Below are 18359 nucleotides of genomic sequence, written 5' to 3' on the forward strand. Positions count from 1 at the left end.
CCGCCCGCCTGAAGCCTGCCATCGTTTTGGCAACGCAAGGCGCGGTGATTTTCCCGGGAGGAGCAAAATCATGTCGATCATTTCGTTCTTTTGCAGAGGGAAGGGGCTTTCCAGGACGTTTGCCTTCACTTCCAGATTCCATGGCCCGCCCAGGGCTCGAATCCGCTCTGCCTGATCGCCCGGCGAGCAATTCATTTCGCGAATTCCAGGCGCGTATCCCGGGTCCCGGGTAACGCCAGATCTCTCGCTAAAAAACATAACCAACAAACTGCGCAAGCCAGCACTTGAATTGGCGCGGGAGGATTCTCTCGTCCCGTGCCTTTACCCAGACAGATCGAGGGCAATCCAAAATGGCCAATTTCAACAAGTCGGACCTGGAGTTCATCCTCAAGCAAATCTTCATCGCTGAAGCGAATGCCGCCGGCACCAGCCTCATTGATTTGCTTCCCAATACTCAGGTGCCATTCGGCCTGCGTACCGTCGATGGCAGCTTCAACAACCTGGTCACCGGCCAGAGTGATTTTGGCGCCGCGGACGCTGACTTCCCGCGCCTGCTCGATCCTTCCTTTCTTTCGGCGCAATACGCCGGAACAGGGACAGTGATCGATCCGCAACCACGGATTATCAGTAACCTGGTCGTCGACCAGACCGCCAACAACCCGGCGGCCTACGCCTCAGCGTTCGATCCGGGCCTGGACGGTGTGCTCAACTTCGGCACGGTGGGTAATGACGACGTACTCAAGGATGGCGTACAGATAGTCACCAGCCCCGGGCTGGATGGCGTGTTCGGCACGGCCGATGACAAGGATGTGTTCTTCTTTCCCAACGTGTCGCCGGACGTCGGCCTGACCGCCAGCTTCAACTCGTGGATGACCTTCTTTGGCCAGTTCTTCGACCACGGTCTCGACCTGGTCACCAAGGGCGCTACCGACGTCGTGTTCATTCCGCTGCAGGCGGACGATCCGTTGTTCGTCCCGGGCAGCCCGACCAACTTCATGGTGCTGTCACGCGCAGTGCATACCGCCGGCGCGGACGGAGTAGTCGGCACGGCCGATGATGGCCAGACCAATACCACCTCGCCGTTCGTCGACCAGAGCCAGACCTACAGCTCGCACCCGTCGCATCAGGTGTTCCTGCGCGAATACGTACTCAACGCGGCAGGCGATCCTGTTGCAACGGGACGCTTGATTACCAATCGCGACCTCGGCCCGGATGGCCGGTTCGGCACGGCCGATGATGGCGACGGCGAAAATGGCGGCATGGCGACCTGGGCAGTGGTCAAGGCCCAGGCCCGTGACATTCTGGGCATCAACCTGACTGACGCCGATGTACACAACGTGCCATTGCTGGCAACCGATGCGTACGGCAACTTCATCCGCGGGCCAAACGGCATGCCGCAGGTGGTGATTCGCATCAGTAACGGTGCTGACGGCATCGCCGGGACGGCTGATGACGTCACTCAACTGGTCGAAGGCAACCTGGCAGCTCCCATCAGTCTGGCCAGTGCCGTGAGCACCGGGCATGGTTTCCTCGACGACATCGCCCACAATGCCGCGCCGGTAGTCGTCGGCGGGGTTCTGCAGGCGGATGCTGACATCGCTATCGGCAATGCGCAGCCCGTTGGCCCTGGCGGCAACAACCTGACCTATGACAACGAACTGCTCGACGCCCACTACATTGCCGGCGACGGCCGGGTCAACGAGAACATCGGCCTGACCACCGTGCACCATGTGTTCCACTCCGAGCACAACCGTCTGGTCCAGCAATCCAAGGACACCATCATTGCCGCCGGCGATCTGGCCTTCCTCAATGAGTGGCTGGTGGACGATGTGGCCGCGATACCAACTACACCTGCCGGGATCGCGGCGTTGGTGTGGGACGGCGAACGCCTGTTCCAGGCCGCCAAGTTCGGCACCGAAATGCAGTACCAACACCTGGTGTTCGAAGAGTTCGGGCGGACCATTCAGCCGCAGATCGACGAATTCCTTGCACCCAGCGGGTATGACACTTCGATCAACCCGGCAATCCTCGCCGAATTCGCCCACGTGGTGTACCGCTTCGGTCACTCGATGTTGACCGAGACCGTCGATCGCTTCGACCCCGCGTTCAATCCGCTGCTCACTAACCCCGCCAACCCGGACTCGCAACTGGGTCTGATCGCGGCCTTCCTCAACCCGCTGGCGTTCGCCAGCAGCGGGTTGACTGCGGACCAGGCGGCAGGGGCGATCATTCGCGGTGTGACCCGCCAGGTCGGCAACGAACTCGATGAGTTCGTCACCGAAGCGTTGCGCAATAACCTGCTCGGTCTGCCGCTCGATTTGCCGACCCTGAACCTGGCGCGTGGTCGCGACACGGGCATCCCCACCTTGAATGAGGCGCGCCGTGAGTTCTTCGCATCCACCGGCGACAGCCAACTCAAGCCGTACATCAGCTGGGCTGACCTGGCGGACAGCCTCAAGCACCCTGAGTCGCTGGTCAACTTCATTGCGGCCTATGGCACGCATAGCACGATTACGGCGGCGACTACGCTGGCAGACAAACGCGCTGCAGCCCTGGCGCTGGTATTGGGTGGCGTGGGTTCGCCGGCTGACCGCCTGGACTTCCTCAACAGCACCGGTGCCTATGCCAACGTAACGCTGGCCGGCGCGGATGGGGTACTGGGTACTGCAGATGACCTGACCGGTGTGACGGTCACGGGCGTCGACGACATCGACTTCTGGGTCGGTGGCCTCGCCGAGCAGAAAATGCCGTTCGGCGGCATGCTCGGCTCGACCTTCAACTTCGTGTTTGAAACCCAGATGGAGGCGTTGCAGAACGGCGACCGCTTCTACTACCTGTCGCGTACCGCGGGCCTGAACTTCGGCACCGAGTTGGAAAACAACTCCTTTGCCAAGCTGATCATGCTCAACACCGATGTCACCCACCTGGCGAACACCGTGTTCCTCACGCCGACGTTCACCCTCGAAGTGAATCAGGCCGCTCAGTTCACCGGTCTTGGCGTGGACGGCCGCGCCGATCCGACGGGCGGCATCATGATCAACGGCGTGGAAATCGTGCCGCTGGTGATCCGCGACAACCCCGACACCGTGGGTCCAGACACCAATTATCTGCAGTACACCGGTGAAGACCATATCGTCATGGGCGGCACCGCCGGCAATGACATCATCATTTCCGGTGAAGGCGATGACACCCTTTACGGCGACGGCGGCAACGACCGCCTCGAAGGCGGTGCCGGGAACGATGCGGTACTGGGCGGCGCGGGTGATGACATCATCAGCGACTCGTTCGGTGACAACCGTCTGGAAGGTAACGACGGTAACGATGTGATCGTGGCCGGCAGCATGCTGGTTGGTGGCAACCTGATCCTGGGTGGCGATGGCCAGGACTTCATCATCACCACTGAAGACGTCTCCATGACCTTCGGCGGTCAGGGTGACGACTTCATCCTCGGTGCCAAGACCAACCTGCCGGCTACCGGTGGCGAAGGTGATGACTGGATCGAGAAGGGCACCCAGGACGGTGCACCTGGCGATAACGCCTCGCCGTTGCTCAATGACGATGTGATCGGCAACGACATCTTTACTGGTGGTGGCGGCTTCGACGAAATGATCGGCGAGGGCGGCGATGACATCTTTGTCGGCAGCGATGCCCAGGACAAGATGGAAGGCATGTCCGGTTTCGACTGGGTGACCTACAAAAATGACAGGGCCGGCGTGACCGCCGACCTGACCATGGCCGCGCTGGCACAGCCCCACGGCAATACACCAAGCCAGAATGCCGGCATATTCAATCCGGTCGGTGCCTCGCCAGCCTCGATTCTCGACCGTTTTGCCGAGGTCGAAGGCTTGTCCGGTTCGAGTTTCGGCGATGTGCTCAAAGGCGATAATGTCAATGCGGACACCATCATCAACCACGGCGGTACCACGGGCAGTGCGCTGACCAATGTGGCATTGATCCGCGGACTGGACCAGTTCCTCGCCGATGCCGGTCTGCCGGTCACCGGCTTTGCCACTGGCAATATCATCCTCGGCGGTGATGGCAGCGACCTGATCGAGGGCCGCGGTGGCGATGACCTGATCGATGGCGACAAATGGATCAATGTCAGAATTGCCGTTTATGACCCGGCTGATGTCAACCATGTCGGTCCCGAGATCGCCACTTTCGACAGCATGGTCGATATGATCCCGTTCATTCTGGACCGCACCATCAACCCTGGTCAGCTCCAGGCCGTGCGGGAAATCATGCCCGGCACCTCGACTGGCGGGGCCGCCTTCGACACTGCCATTTTCTCCGGGCTTGAGGCCGAGTATGCGGTGACTGTCGACGACCGTGGCACGGACGATGTGACGGACGATGTCTGGACAGTGGCCGATAGCGTAGTGGGTCGCGACGGTACCGATACCCTGCTGAATATCGAACGCCTGCAGTTCGCCGATAACCAGCAAGTGCTGGTGGCGGGGCTCAATGCTCAACCGGATGGCAGTCCGACTGTCGCGGATGGCAACGGCGGCGCGATCACCGTGGGCGATATACTGACTGTCAGCGTGGCCGGGGTGACCGATGACGACAACGTCGCGGCGGGTAATCCGCAGGGGTTGATCACCAACTCCTCGGTGTCCTACATCTGGCAGTTCGAGGCCGATCCAGGCACTGGTGTATTCGAGGACATCATCCTGTTGCCGGCTGGCGACCTGGCGTTCCAAAGCGCCGATGGTACCGCGTTCAAGGTCTCTCCTGATCTTGCCGGGTTGTCGTTGCGGGTCAAGGCGATCTATCAGGACGGTCACGGCACCACGGAGATCCTGTTCTCCACGCCGACGGCTGCCATCGTTGCCGGTGCACCGGTTACGCCAACGGCGCAGGTACCTGTAGTCGATGCCACCGCGGGTGGCGCGGGCCTGCACATGGTCCGCTCCGACCTCAACTTCATTCTTGACCAGATCAAGATTGCCGAGGCTGATGCAGCCGGTCAGGACATCCTCTCGCTGATCCCGAATATCCGCGCGCCGCTGGGCCTGCGTACGGTCGACGGGTCGAACAACAACCTGATGAACCTCAACGGCATTAACAACACCGAGTTCGGTGCCGCCGATAACCTCTTTCCGCGCGTGACCGATCCGGTCTTCAATCCGGCGGAAGGGGGAACGTCGTATGCGCAGAACAACGGCATTGTGACTGACTCGCAGCCACGCACCATCAGTAACCTGATCGTCGACCAGACGGCGAACAACCCGGCGGCCTATGCCACGGCTTTCGACCCGGGCCTGGACGGTGTGCTCAACTTCGGCGCAGTAGGCAACGACGACGTGCTCAAGGAAGGCGTACAGATTGTTGCCAGCCCCGGCCTGGATGGTCAGTTCGGTACGGCCGACGACCGCGATGTGTTCCTGATCGAGAACACCGCGCCGGACGCGGGATTGTCCGCGCCGTTCAACGCCTGGATGACCTTCTTCGGGCAGTTCTTCGATCATGGCCTGGACCTGGTCACCAAAGGTGGTTCGGGCACCGTCTTCATTCCGCTTCAGCCGGATGATCCGCTGTTTGTTCCAGGTAGCCCGACGAACTTCATGGTCCTGACCCGCGCGACCAACCAGCCAGGGGCGGATGGCGTTCTTGGCACGGCCGACGACATCCATGAGCACACCAATACCACCTCGCCGTTCGTGGACCAGAACCAGACCTATAGCTCGCATCCGTCGCACCAGGTGTTCCTGCGCGGGTATGAACTTACCGCCAGCGGCCCCATAGCGACCGGCAGGCTGATCACCAACCGTGATCTGGGTGTGGATGGCACGTTTGGTACCGCGGACGACGTCGAAATTGGTGGCATGGCGACCTGGAAGGTGGTCAAGGCACAGGCGCGCGACGTGCTCGGTATCAATCTTACCGACGCCGATATCGACAGCGGCCCGCTGCTGGCGACTGACGACTATGGCAACTTCATCAAAGGACCGAACGGTTTCCCGCAGGTTGTCATTCGGGTCAACAACGGGGCGGACGGCATTGCCGGCAACGCCGATGACGTCACTACGCTTGTCGAAGGCGATCCGGCCAATCCGGTAAGCCTCGTGAACGCAGTGCGCACCAGCCATGCCTTCCTCAACGACATCGCCCACAACGCCGTGCCGGTCGTTACCGGCGGGGTTCTGCAGGCGGATGCCGACACCCTTGTCGGCAATGCGCAGCCCGTTGGCCCGGGCGGCAATAACCTGACCTATGACAACGAACTGCTCGACGCTCACTACATCGCCGGCGACGGCCGGGTCAACGAGAACATCGGCCTGACTGCGGTGCATGCGATCTTCCACTCCGAGCACAATCGGCTGGTCGCGCAAACCAAGGACACCGTGCTCGATTCGGGTGACGTGGCTTTCCTCAACGAGTGGCTGCTCACTCCGGTGGCCGCATTGCCAACCACCCAGGCTGAGTTCGATGCGCTGCAGTGGAATGGCGAGCGCCTGTTCCAGGCGGCCAAATTCGGCACCGAGATGCAGTATCAGCACCTGGTGTTCGAGGAGTTTGCGCGGACCATCCAGCCCAACATCGACCTGTTCTTTGCACCGACCCAGGTCTACGACGTCGACCTCGATGCCTCGATCGTCGCCGAGTTCGCCCACACCGTGTACCGGTTTGGCCACTCTATGCTGACCGAGACCGTCAATCGCTTCGATATCGATTTCAACGTGGTAGGCGATCCGGCCAGTGCTAATCCCGATCAGCAACTGGGCTTGATCGCTGCGTTCCTCAACCCGTTGGCGTACGCCGCCAGTGGCGTGTCGCCAGAGGATGCGACCAGTGCGATCATACGTGGGGTGACCCGGCAAGCCGGTAACGAAATCGACGAGTTCGTCACCGAGGCGCTGCGCAATAACCTGCTCGGCCTGCCGCTCGACCTGCCGGCGATCAACATCGCCCGTGGCCGCGACGTGGGGATTCCCTCACTCAATGCGATCCGCCGCGACATCTACAGCCAAACCGGTGATACCCAACTCAAGCCGTACACCAGCTGGGTCGATCTGGTGCAGTACCTCAAACATCCGGAGTCGCTGATCAACTTCATCGCGGCCTATGGCACGCATGACACGATCACGGCGGCGACCACGCTGGAAGGCAAACGCGCTGCAGCCCTGGCGCTGGTCTTCGGTGGTGTGGGTGCGCCGGCTGACCGCCTGGACTTCCTCAACAGCACCGGTGCCTTTGCCAACGTAACGCTGCCCGGCACCGACGGCGTGCTGGGTACTGTCGACGACCTGAGGGGTGTGACGGTCACGGGCGTCGATGCCATCGACCTGTGGATCGGCGGCCTGGCCGAACAGAAAACCCCGTTCGGCGGCATGCTCGGCTCGACCTTCAACTTCGTGTTCGAGAACCAGCTGGAAAAACTGCAGGACGGCGATCGCTTCTACTATCTGGAACGTACCGCTGGCCTGACGATGAATGCCGAGCTTGAAAGCAACTCGTTCGCCAAGCTGATCATGGCCAACACCTCGGCCACTCACTTGCCGGGCCTGGTGTTCTCGGACCCGGGCTTCTACCTGGAAGTGGACCCAGGCAGGCAATTCAACGAAGGCCTGCTCGCGGCCGATCCGCTCGGCCCGAACGGCGAGCAGGTGGTGTTCCGCGACAACCCGCTGACCGTGGGGGCGGACACCAACTACATCAAGTACACAGGTGCCGAGCACATCGTGCTGGGTGGCACAGACAACGCAGACATCCTCATCTCCAGTGAAGGCGATGACACGGTCTGGGGTGATGGCGGCAACGATCGCATCGATGGCGGTGACGGCAACGACCAGCTGCGCGGTGGTGCCGGCGACGACATCATCACCGACACCGGCGGCGACGATAACCTCCAGGGTGGCGACGGCAACGACGTGCTGCACGGAGGCAACGGCGTCAACCTGCTCATTGGCGGGTTCGGCAACGACTTCATCATTACCGGTGAGGACGCCTCCGAGGCCATTGGTGGCCAGGGTAATGACTTCATCCTGGGCAGCAAAGCCAACGAACAGGACATGGGTAACGAAGGCGACGACTGGATCGAGAAGGGCACCTCGGACGGTGCGCCTGGCGACAACTTCGACCCGCTCGGCAACGACCCGGTCATCGGTCACGATGTCTACATCGGCGGCAGCGAGAACGATAAGTTCAACGGCGAAGGCGGTGACGACATCATGGTCGGCAGTCTCGGCTTCGGTGACCGCTATATCGGCGGCTCCGGCTATGACTGGGCGACCTTCAAGGGGCTCGCCCAAGGCGTGAGCATCGATTTCAGCGACCGCTTCTTCGATGTACCACCGATGCCGGGTTCGGGTGCCTCGGCGCTGGTACGCTTCGACATCATGGAAGGCCTGTCGGGTTCATCCCACGGTGACTTCCTGCGCGGTGACAGCACAGATGCGACATCGCTGCCCACCGCGGGTGCAACCGGCAGTGTGCTGACCAACATCAACCTGATCAACGGTCTGGCGGGTCTGTTGCCAGCCGGAGCGACGTTCTTCGACGGCGGCAACATCATCCTCGGTGGCAGCGGCAGCGACCTCATCGAAGGTCGCGGCGGTGACGACATCATCGATGGTGACAAGTGGTTGAACGTACGCATCAGCGTACGGGCAAACGCTGATGGCACCGGCGCGGAAATCGCCACGTTCGACAGCATGGAGCCGTTGGTGCCGCTCATGCTGAACGGTACCTACAACCCGGGCCAGCTGGTCATCGTGCGGGAGATTCTGACTGGCACTGACAGCTTCGACACTGCGGTGTACTCCGGTAATGCGTCGGAGTACACAGTCGCTGTCGATGGCAACGCTGTCGTTGTGACCGACCTGGTGGCGGGCCGTGATGGCGTCGATCGCCTGACGGGCATCGAGCGCCTGCAGTTCGCCGACCTGGCGCAGTCGTCCGGTGTTGGCACCGTCTTGAACAGCGGTCCCGTGGGGCGTCTGGCAATCCTCGATGCTGCCACCGGTGCGCGTAGCGATGCACCTGTCGCCGGCCAACTGTTGCGCGTCAGCTCTCAGTCGATACGCGACGCCAACAGCGCGAGTGCGGCCAATCCGACCGGCGTGATTTCCGGTCCGGTGTCTTACTACTGGCAGGTCGAAACCATTGCCGGTTCGGGCATCTATGACGACATCACCGTTCTTGCCGCCGGCGAGGCATCGCGGGTGACGGGCGCCACCTACCGCGTGGCGGACGATGTCGCCGGCCTGAACATCCGCGTTCGGGCGGTGTATCAGGATGGCAGCAGTACGCTGGAGATCGTCGACTCGTCGGGGAACAACGCACCGACCGCTGGGCCGGGCATCCTCGGGTTTGCGTTTCTGAACCAGGTGTTGACCGCCGACCTGTCGACCATCGTCGACGTCGATGGCCTCAGCAATCCGCAGTTCACCTTCCAGTGGCAGGAGACCAACGGGGTCACCTTCGTCGACATCGCCGGAGCCACCGGCAGCACGTTCACGCTTGGCCAGAATCAGGTCGGCGATCAAGTGCGCGTGGTGGTCAGTTACGTGGATGACTTCGGTGTGGCCGAAAGCATTGCGTCCGACGCCACGAACCCGGTGGCCGTCGGTGTAGTGTTTGTCGGTACCCCCGGTGTCGACATTTTTGTCGGCACGCAAGGCGACGACGTGGCCAGCGGAGGTGATGGCAACGACATCCTGAACGGGCTGGGCGGCAACGACATCCTCAATGGTGACGCGGGTGATGACATTCTCATCGGGGGGGCGGGTGCCGATACCATGGCTGGAGGTCTCGGTGACGATACCTTTGAAGTCACCGACCTTGGGGACGTGGTGACAGAGCTCGCCGGTGCCGGCATCGATACGGTCTGGACCTCGCTCGCGAGCTACACCCTGGGTGCCAACGTCGACAATCTGTATTTCGGCGGCAGCGGCAACTTCGCGGGCCGCGGTAACGCGCTCGCCAACACGCTCGTGGGTGGTGCGGGTAGTGACGTCCTTATCGGTGGCGCAGGTGCCGACACGATGGTCGGCGGTGTCGGCAGCGATATCTACGAAGTCACCGACCTTGGGGACGTGGTGAGCGAGCTCGCCGGTGCCGGCAGCGACACGGTCTGGACCTCGCTCGCGAGCTACACCCTGGGTGCCAACGTCGAAAATCTGTATTTCGGCGGCACCGGCAACTTTGCGGGCAGCGGCAACGCGCTCGACAATACGATCGTGGGTGGTGCGGGTAACGACGTCCTCAGCGGCGGCGCAGGTAACGACCTCATCATGGGTCGCGCAGGTGCCGACACGATGGCCGGCGGTGTCGGCAGCGATACCTATGAAGTTACCGAACTCGGGGACGTGGTGACCGAGCTCGCCGGTGCCGGCAGCGACTCGGTCTGGACCTCGCTTGCGAGCTACATCCTGGGTGCCAACGTCGAAAATCTGTTTTTCGGCGGCAGCGGCAACTTTGTGGGCAGCGGCAACGAGCTCGCCAACACGATCGCGGGGGGCGCCGGTAACGACGGCCTCAGCAGTGGCTCAGGTAACGACGTCATCATCGGTGGCGCAGGTGCCGACACGATGGCCGGCGGCGGTGGCGACGATATCTATGAAGTCGCCGACCTTGGGGACGTGGTGATCGAACTCGCCGGTGCCGGCAGCGACACGGTCTGGACCTCGCTTGCGAGCTACACCCTGGGTGCCGACGTCGAAAATCTGTTTTTCGGCGGCAGCGGCAACTTTGCGGGCAGCGGCAACGCGCTGGCCAACAGGATCGTGGGTGGTGCGGGTAACGACGTTCTCACCGGCGGTGGCGGTAACGACGTGATGAGTGGCGGCGTCGCCGGCAACGATACGTTCGTGTTTGCTGCCGCGGGTTTCGGCAACGATACGATCCTGAACTTCGGAGCCAATCCGGCCGGGCAGGACTTGCTCAATATCACGGCGCTGGGGATCAACAGCGCGACGTTCGCTGCCAACGTGACCATAACGGCTAACGGGGCGGACACGGTGGTAGGGATCGGGGCGGACTCGATTCACCTTGTTGGTGTCAACAGCGCGGCCGTCGATCAGACGGACTTCATTCTGGCCACTTGAGGTCCTGGTCAGTACTGTCGCAGGAGCGTGGACAGCGGAGGGGAGGGCAATGGATGCCCTCCCTTTCTCCTTCCATTCAATTGCCCATTGGCTATCGGGGTGCCAGCAGCGTACTGGAACTCATCAAAGCAGGTTGGAACCGAACTGCGAAATCAAAGAAACAATGGAAAAAGGAAACCCTGCCTTGAACATTTCAGCCATCTGCGTCTTGAGCAGTCTATTGGTTTCGGTTGCGGCTTTTGCTAGTGGGGTTACTCCACTCTTCGACCTGGATTTCACCAGATCAGCCACGGAAACACTGAAAAAACTGGACATAAACGACGCTTGTATCATCGCCGTCTCAAGTCCTGCTGCGTTTACCTTCTGCCGAAACGGATCGTCAACGCTCTGGAAGTATCAGGCGTTGGATCTAGAGCAACAGGCGGCGATCCAGATTGGTCAAAAGCGCTCTTCGGTGGATGATCAGCGAATTACCGTTGAGGAAGTCGATAGCGCTGCCTGCGAGCAGGATCACCTTGCGCTATTGGTTAATCCGGCTATTACGCGTGGACTTGTCCTTGGCCTGATCACCCTGTTTCTGGTGCTAGGCATCCGACACACTTACCGGGCAATCCTGTATTGCCGTTATGACCACACCGGACTTTCGAAGTTTGGCTGGCAGCGGTTGAGTGAATCCCGGTTACCACACAATTCAACGGTTATGGCATTGGCCGCGTGGGGTGTAGCTGCAACTATGGCGTTTGCTTACTTTGGGTTTTGGGCATGACCACAGTTGACGATTAAGTAACTTGATTCACGCCTTGATTGATTCAATTGATCCTGCGTTGCGGCCTGCTTGAAGTGGTGGCCGGATGATCGCGGGATACGCAGTTGAAGCTGGCTCTGGATGAGAGTCGCTCGCTATTGTGCATGTTATGCGATGTATAACAACTAGCGGATCCAATATGTAGTTGTAAAAGTGCATGTAGTCAAGCAGGCCAGTTGTGGTGGGGCATAGAGTGAAAGTTGGCCCATTACTGTCGCTTCAGGCGCACTTGCGCTACGCGCCGTTTGTCGGTGGTTTGCTCAAGAAGTGAACATTGGATCGTCTGTGGCCTCTGATTCCTAAGCACGTCAGTCATGACCTGCCCCTGCAATCGCAAAAAAAAGTGGAAGTTGAGTCTCAAATGCAGTGAATGCACATGGGGGTTTTTTATCTGAAACTCATGGAGGTGATAAACCAGCCGGTCATTGGTTTGCCAGACGAGTCAATGAGGTTAACAGTGCCGAGTCCATGATTTGGCTTATCTTTTAGAAGTAAGGTCGTACAGGGTTTTTAATAATTAAAGATTCTGTCAAGTGGTCGATCCGTACTCTCGAATAAGGTGGAGAAAATACCGTGGCGATAAATACCATTATGAGTCTGCTGGAAAATAAAGAATTCATGGAGTTTTTACGTCTGGGCGTTATTTACGTTCATTTGGTGGCGTGTTGTGTCGCCATTGGTTTGGTGTTGACCAGTGATGTCGCTATGGTTAAAGACCTGTTAAGGCGAAAAGTATTCGTTGAGCATGATAATGCTCACATGGAGAGTCTTCAAAGATCTGTCATTGTTGCACTGATAGCTCTGTGGGTAACGGGTGTCGCTGTCGTCGGTATTGATTACCTGGACAAAGGTCTCGATTACTTTATGAATCCAAAGCTTCAAGCCAAAGTCATTATTGTCGCGTTGCTGAGTTACAACGGCGTCCTGTTGCATCGCATGGTACTGCCAGCGCTGCAAAAGGCAGGCTCCTTGCTCAATCTCGGGTTCAGTGCACGGATGCTGGCGTTGGCCTGCGGCTCGTTATCGGCAGTGTCCTGGATGTATGCCGCCATGCTGGGTGTCGGACGTCCTTTGGCCTGGAAGTATTCCCTCTCCGAACTGTTGATGGCTTATCCGGTACTGATTGCGCTCGGGTTCCTGACAATGCTGGTGTTGACCCAGCGAGCGAAACAACAGGACGACTACGTTGCGCCTGCGCGGACAGTAGCAGGCGCATGTTAAGCCGGTTCTGCGCGTAAACCTTGCGGGCTTGTCCAGAGTCCGAAAGGTAGCGACCTTCCTGGAGCAGGTTTCAACCCGGACCTGCACCGGAAGGTCGTTTTAGTTTTGAGTGGTAGCTGCTCACTTCGATCATTAAGTTGTCAGTTACGGTCATTGAGCGACAGCGTCGTGACTCTTAGTCTGTCGAACATGACTGATGGGGGCCGTAGAGCTCCTGCACTTTCCGTGATCGCTCGATGTGGAGTTTCCGATGACCGCCGCTCAATACCCGCACTTGTTGGCTCCGCTGGACCTGGGGTTCACCACGCTGCGCAATCGCACCCTGATGGGGTCGATGCACACTGGCCTTGAAGAGAAACCGGGTGGCTTCGAGCGCATGGCGGCGTACTTTGCCGAGCGTGCCCGTGGCGGTGTCGGCCTGATGGTCACCGGTGGTATCGGCCCGAACGACGAGGGTGGCGTGTATTCCGGTGCGGCCAAGCTGACGACCGAAGAAGAGGCGCTCAAGCACCGTATCGTCACCCGTGCCGTGCATGACGCGGGCGGCAAGATCTGCATGCAGATCCTCCATGCCGGTCGTTATGCCTACAGCCCGAAACAGGTTGCGCCCAGCGCAATCCAGGCGCCAATCAACCCGTTCAAACCTAAAGAACTGGACGAGGAAGGCATCGAGAAGCAGATCAGCGATTTCGTCACCTGCTCGGTACTGGCACAAACCGCCGAGTACGACGGCGTGGAAATCATGGGCTCCGAAGGTTATTTCATTAACCAGTTCCTCGCCGCCCACACCAACCACCGCACCGACCGCTGGGGCGGCAGCTACGAAAACCGTATGCGCCTGCCGGTGGAGATCGTGCGTCGCGTGCGTGAAGCGGTGGGTCCGAACTTCATCATCATTTTCCGTCTGTCGATGCTCGACCTGGTCGAGGGCGGCAGTACCTGGGAAGAGATCGTGCAACTGGCCAAGGCTATCGAGCAGGCCGGTGCGACCATCATCAACACCGGCATCGGCTGGCACGAAGCGCGGATTCCGACCATCGCCACCAAAGTGCCGCGCGCGGCCTTCAGCAAGGTCACAGCCAAGCTGCGTGGTTCGGTCAATATTCCGCTGATCACCACCAACCGCATCAACACCCCGGAAGTGGCCGAGCAGATCCTGGCCGAAGGCGATGCCGACATGGTGTCCATGGCGCGGCCGTTCCTCGCCGACCCGGATTTCGTCAACAAGGCCGCTGAAGGTCGCGCCGATGAAATCAACACCTGCATCGGTTGCAACCAAGCCTGCCTCGATCACACCTTCGGCGGCAAGCTGACCAGTTGCCTGGTCAACCCGCGTGCCTGCCACGAAACCGAGCTCAACTATCTGCCGGTGCAGCAACTGAAGAAAATCGCCGTGGTCGGTGCCGGCCCGGCCGGTTTGTCTGCCGCGACCGTGGCCGCCGAGCGTGGCCATCAGGTGACGCTGTTCGATTCGGCCAGCGAAATCGGCGGTCAGTTCAATATCGCCAAGCGCGTTCCGGGCAAGGAAGAGTTCTACGAAACCATTCGTTACTTCAACCGCAAGTTGCAGACCACCAACGTCGAGGTGTGTCTGAACACCCGAGTCGACGTGGCCAAACTGATCGAAGGCGGCTACGACGAGATCATTCTGGCCACCGGCATTGCACCACGCGTGCCGGCCATTGCAGGGGTGGAAAACGCCAAGGTGCTGAGCTACCTGGACGTGATCCTGGGGCGTAAACCGGTCGGCAAGCGCGTCGCGGTGATTGGTGCCGGCGGTATCGGTTTCGACGTCTCCGAGTTCCTTGTGCATGAAGGCGTCGCCACCAGTCAGGATCGCGCCGCGTTCTGGAAAGAATGGGGCATCGATACGCACCTTGAAGCGCGCGGCGGTGTCGCGGGTATCAAGGCCGCGCCCCATGCCCCGGCCCGCGAGGTGTTCCTGCTGCAACGCAAGAAATCCAAGGTCGGTGATGGCCTGGGCAAGACCACCGGCTGGATTCATCGTACCGGCCTGAAGAACAAGCAGGTGCAGATGCTCAACAGCGTTGAATACCTGAAGATCGACGACGAAGGCCTGCACATCCGCATCGGCGACACCGGCGAGCCGCAGGTACTGCCAGTGGACAACATCGTGATTTGCGCCGGGCAGGACCCGCTGCGTGAATTGCATGAAGGCCTGGAGGCGGCGGGGCAGAGCGTGCACCTGATCGGCGGTGCGGATGTTGCGGCAGAACTGGATGCCAAGCGGGCGATCAATCAGGGTTCGCGGTTGGCGGCGCAGTTGTAATAGCAGGTTCAGCGTACCAATGGTTTTCGCGAGCAGGCTCGCTCCCACACTGAATCTGTGTCGTTCAGCAGATCGAAGGCGGGAGCGAGCCTGCTCGCGATGGCTGCCTTTGAGCGACTAGAATGTAATTTCTTTTTTAGCTCAATCAGGCGCCAATGCTTCTCCCTCCCTCCACTTGGCTACCCCAGGCCCCCCTCGAACCCCTTCACCTCGACTGGCTCACTCAAGCCAGCATCGAAGTGGCGGTCCTGCGCCTGGACCAGATCGACCCGCTGATCAGCGGCAACAAATGGTTCAAGCTCATCGAACACCTGAAAACTGCCGAGCGCTTGGGTGCCGAAGGCATTATCAGCCTGGGTGGCGCGCACTCCAATCACCTCCACGCGTTGGCGGCGGCGGGCAAGCGTTTCGGCTTTTCCACCGTCGGCCTGTTGCGCGGGCATCCTCAGGAAACCCCGACGGTCAAAGACTTGCAGGCGTTCGGCATGCAGTTGCACTGGCTGGGATATGCAGGCTATCGAGCGAGGCATGAAGAGGGCTTCTGGCAACCCTGGCAAACCCGCTATCCGACGTTGCATCCGGTGCCTGAAGGGGGCGGTGGATTACCCGGCGCTGAAGGTTGCATGCAATTGCGGGCCAGCGTTTGCGCGCAATTGGAGGGCTTGGGCTGGAACGACTACGACGGCTGGTGGCTGGCCTGCGGGACCGGCACGACGCTGGCCGGCCTGGTGCTGGGCGAGGCGGGGGATCATCCGGTGTACGGTGCCCTGGCGGTGCCTGACGATCATGGGGTGGCGCAGCAGGTCGAGAGGATCGTGCAGGAAGCGGGTGTGGTCGATGCGGTGTATGAGCTGTTCGAGGCCAGTCGCGGCGGGTTTGCCAAGGTTGATCCGCTGCTGCTCGACTTTATCGAACAGACCGGGCAGGTCAGCGGCATTCCCCTGGAACCGCTGTACACCGCTAAGGCACTCATGGCCCTCAAGCAACAAGTCGCGGCGAGCAAGTTCGCCCGTGGTACGCGGCTGATCTTCGTCCACACGGGCGGTTTGCAGGGGCGGCGGGGATTGAGTTCAAAAAACTGAGCGGTGCTGCGATCCAGTGTGGGAGCGGGCTTGCTCGCGAAGGCGGAGTATCAGTCGATTTTGTATAGCCTGACACACTGCCTTCGCGAGCAAGCCCGCTCCCACATTGGAGTTCATTGGTCTGAGAGATCGCGGTTCACCCGCTTGGGCATCATCCGCAGCAAGGTGTTATCGCCCACCACATAATGGTGATACAGCCCGGCCACGGCATGCAGGCCGATCAGCCAATAGCCGATAGTGCCGCCGAGCTCGTGCCAGTCCTGGAGTTGTTTGGCCAGGTCCTTGTTTTCCGCTACCAGCATCGGCAGGTCGACACCGTAGAACATCACCTGATTGCCTTTGGCGCTGGTGACCAGCCACCCGAGAATCGGCGTGACGATCATGAAAATGTACAGCGCCCAGTGCATCAGCCTGGCCAGCGTCGTTTGCCAGTGCGGCGAGGCCGGGAAGATCTGCGGCGCCGGGCCGAGGCTGCGGGCGAACAATCGCAGCCAGACCAGAACGAATACGGTCAGGCCGAGCATGAAGTGTGATTCGACGATCAGCGTGCGCCCGCCACTGCCCTTGGGAAAGAGCCCGCGAAACTCGATACAGGCGTAAACCAGCACCAGCAGGACCAGCATCAACCAATGCAGCGCGATCGATACGGTGCTGTAGCGCGACTCGGAGTTTTTCCACGGCATACGGTGTTCCTCAGAGGTCCGGTTTAAAGCCACCGTTCTTGTCCGACGGTGTGCTCTAACTGTAATCCTGTTTCACCGGGTTTGCCTGAGGCGATTGGCCGCTGGATGCTCTGGTTCGGGTAACGGACAGAGAAAAAACCTGTGGGAGCGAGCTTGCTCGCGATGGCGGCCTGACAGTCAGAACATCAGTGACTGTTTTACCGCCATCGCGAGCAAGTTCGCTCCCACAGGGGTAATACGGGGATTTATCAGCTCGACTGCGGCATTTCACCGTTGGCCAGTCGCTTGTTGATGTCGGCGATCACTTCCGGCAGATCAGTGATGGTGTCGATCATGTAGTGCGGGCGCGAACCTTCGAACATTGCGTGGATGCGCTTGCGCTCGCTGTCCAGTTGGTCGCAGCCCAAGGCGCGATAACCTTCGTAGTCCAGGCCCAGGGCGTTGCCCGAGCAGATCAGCGCCACGGTCCACATGCCGGCGCGGCGACCTTCGAGAATGCCCGGCACCGTGTCATCGATCTTCACGCACGCGGCGACATCGTCGATGCCCAGGGCGATGACGTTGGCCAGTGCCTGGGCGGGCCATGGGCGGCCATTTGGGACTTCGTCGGTGGCGACCACGTGATCGGCAACGTAGCCGTTGGTGGCGGCCAGTTCGACCACTTTGTCCATGACCTGTTTCGGGTAGCCGGAGCAGGAGCCGATCTTGATCCCTTGCTGGCGCAGGTTGGCGATGGTCTCCAGCGCCCCCGGAATCAGCGCCGAGTGCTCGGCGATTTTTTCGATCTGCAGCGGCATGAAGCGTTGGTAAATCGCCGTGACGTCATCGTCGGTCGGCGTGCGGCCGAACACGGCGCGATAGCGTTCGGCAACTTGCGGCTGATCGCACAGGGTGCGGATGTGGTCCCACTTGCCCATGCCCATCGGGCCACGGGCCTCTTCGATGGACACCTGGACGTCGAACTCGGCGAAGGCCTCGACGAAAATCTGCGTCGGGGCGAAGGAGCCGAAGTCGACCACGGTGCCGGCCCAGTCGAGGATGGCGGCTTGCAGTTTGGTTGGGTTGGAGTAGTTCATGGCAATAAAGTCCTGTGGCAACTGGCTAATAGGGGAGCTGCTTTTGGTGGGAGCGGCGGTGCGACGATTCGACTTGCTCGCGAAGGCGGTGTATCAGTCGACATAAATGTTGAATGCCAGACCCTCTTCGCGAGCAAGCCCGCTCCCACAA

At 60.4% G+C, this 18359-nt stretch carries 7 protein-coding genes; 5 read left to right on the forward strand and 2 right to left on the reverse strand.

From position 1 onward, the window contains the following. Positions 1 to 350: 350 nt before the first annotated feature. The 5 genes from AC3IT6_RS09875 (at position 351) to AC3IT6_RS09895 (ending at position 16449) form a co-directional block, all read left to right on the forward strand. Entirely contained in the window at positions 351 to 11051 is a 10701-nt protein-coding gene (locus AC3IT6_RS09875; protein WP_489355109.1) for a peroxidase family protein, read from the forward strand. A gap of 49 nt (positions 11052 to 11100) precedes the next feature. After that, positions 11101 to 11817, forward strand: a complete 717-nt coding sequence (locus AC3IT6_RS09880; RefSeq protein WP_489355111.1) for a hypothetical protein — start codon at positions 11101 to 11103, stop codon at positions 11815 to 11817. Positions 11818 to 12429: 612 nt separating this feature from the next. Then, positions 12430 to 13077, forward strand: coding sequence for a hypothetical protein (locus tag AC3IT6_RS09885; protein ID WP_489355113.1), 648 nt, complete (start codon positions 12430 to 12432; stop codon positions 13075 to 13077). 250 nt (positions 13078 to 13327) lie between these two features. Beyond that, positions 13328 to 15367 (forward strand): oxidoreductase, encoded by a 2040-nt coding sequence (locus tag AC3IT6_RS09890; RefSeq protein ID WP_489355115.1) that lies wholly within the window; start codon positions 13328 to 13330, stop codon positions 15365 to 15367. 155 nt (positions 15368 to 15522) lie between these two features. Then, entirely contained in the window at positions 15523 to 16449 is a 927-nt protein-coding gene (locus AC3IT6_RS09895) for a 1-aminocyclopropane-1-carboxylate deaminase/D-cysteine desulfhydrase (RefSeq protein ID WP_489355117.1), read from the forward strand. A 113-nt stretch (positions 16450 to 16562) separates the two neighbouring features. On the opposite strand, the gene AC3IT6_RS09900 is transcribed toward AC3IT6_RS09895, so the two are convergent. Both AC3IT6_RS09900 and phnX read right to left on the reverse strand, forming a co-directional pair. Beyond that, complete coding sequence (locus AC3IT6_RS09900) at positions 16563 to 17132, reverse strand: cytochrome b (protein WP_489355119.1); 570 nt, start codon at positions 17130 to 17132, stop codon at positions 16563 to 16565. A 248-nt stretch (positions 17133 to 17380) separates the two neighbouring features. Continuing rightward, positions 17381 to 18208: a phosphonoacetaldehyde hydrolase gene (phnX, locus tag AC3IT6_RS09905; RefSeq protein WP_489355121.1), complete on the reverse strand. Its 828-nt coding sequence runs from the start codon at positions 18206 to 18208 to the stop codon at positions 17381 to 17383. Positions 18209 to 18359 lie beyond the last annotated feature (151 nt).

This window comes from Pseudomonas sp. KH_017 (genome assembly GCF_057840285.1).

Coding starts and splice junctions, on each gene's coding strand:
- AC3IT6_RS09875 (WP_489355109.1), top strand. CDS start 351: ATGGCCAATTTCAACAAGTCGGACCTGGAGTTCATCCTCAAGCAAATC.
- AC3IT6_RS09880 (WP_489355111.1), top strand. CDS start 11,101: ATGGATGCCCTCCCTTTCTCCTTCCATTCAATTGCCCATTGGCTATCG.
- AC3IT6_RS09890 (WP_489355115.1), top strand. CDS start 13,328: ATGACCGCCGCTCAATACCCGCACTTGTTGGCTCCGCTGGACCTGGGG.
- AC3IT6_RS09895 (WP_489355117.1), top strand. CDS start 15,523: ATGCTTCTCCCTCCCTCCACTTGGCTACCCCAGGCCCCCCTCGAACCC.
- AC3IT6_RS09900 (WP_489355119.1), bottom strand. CDS start 17,132: ATGCCGTGGAAAAACTCCGAGTCGCGCTACAGCACCGTATCGATCGCG.
- phnX (WP_489355121.1), bottom strand. CDS start 18,208: ATGAACTACTCCAACCCAACCAAACTGCAAGCCGCCATCCTCGACTGG.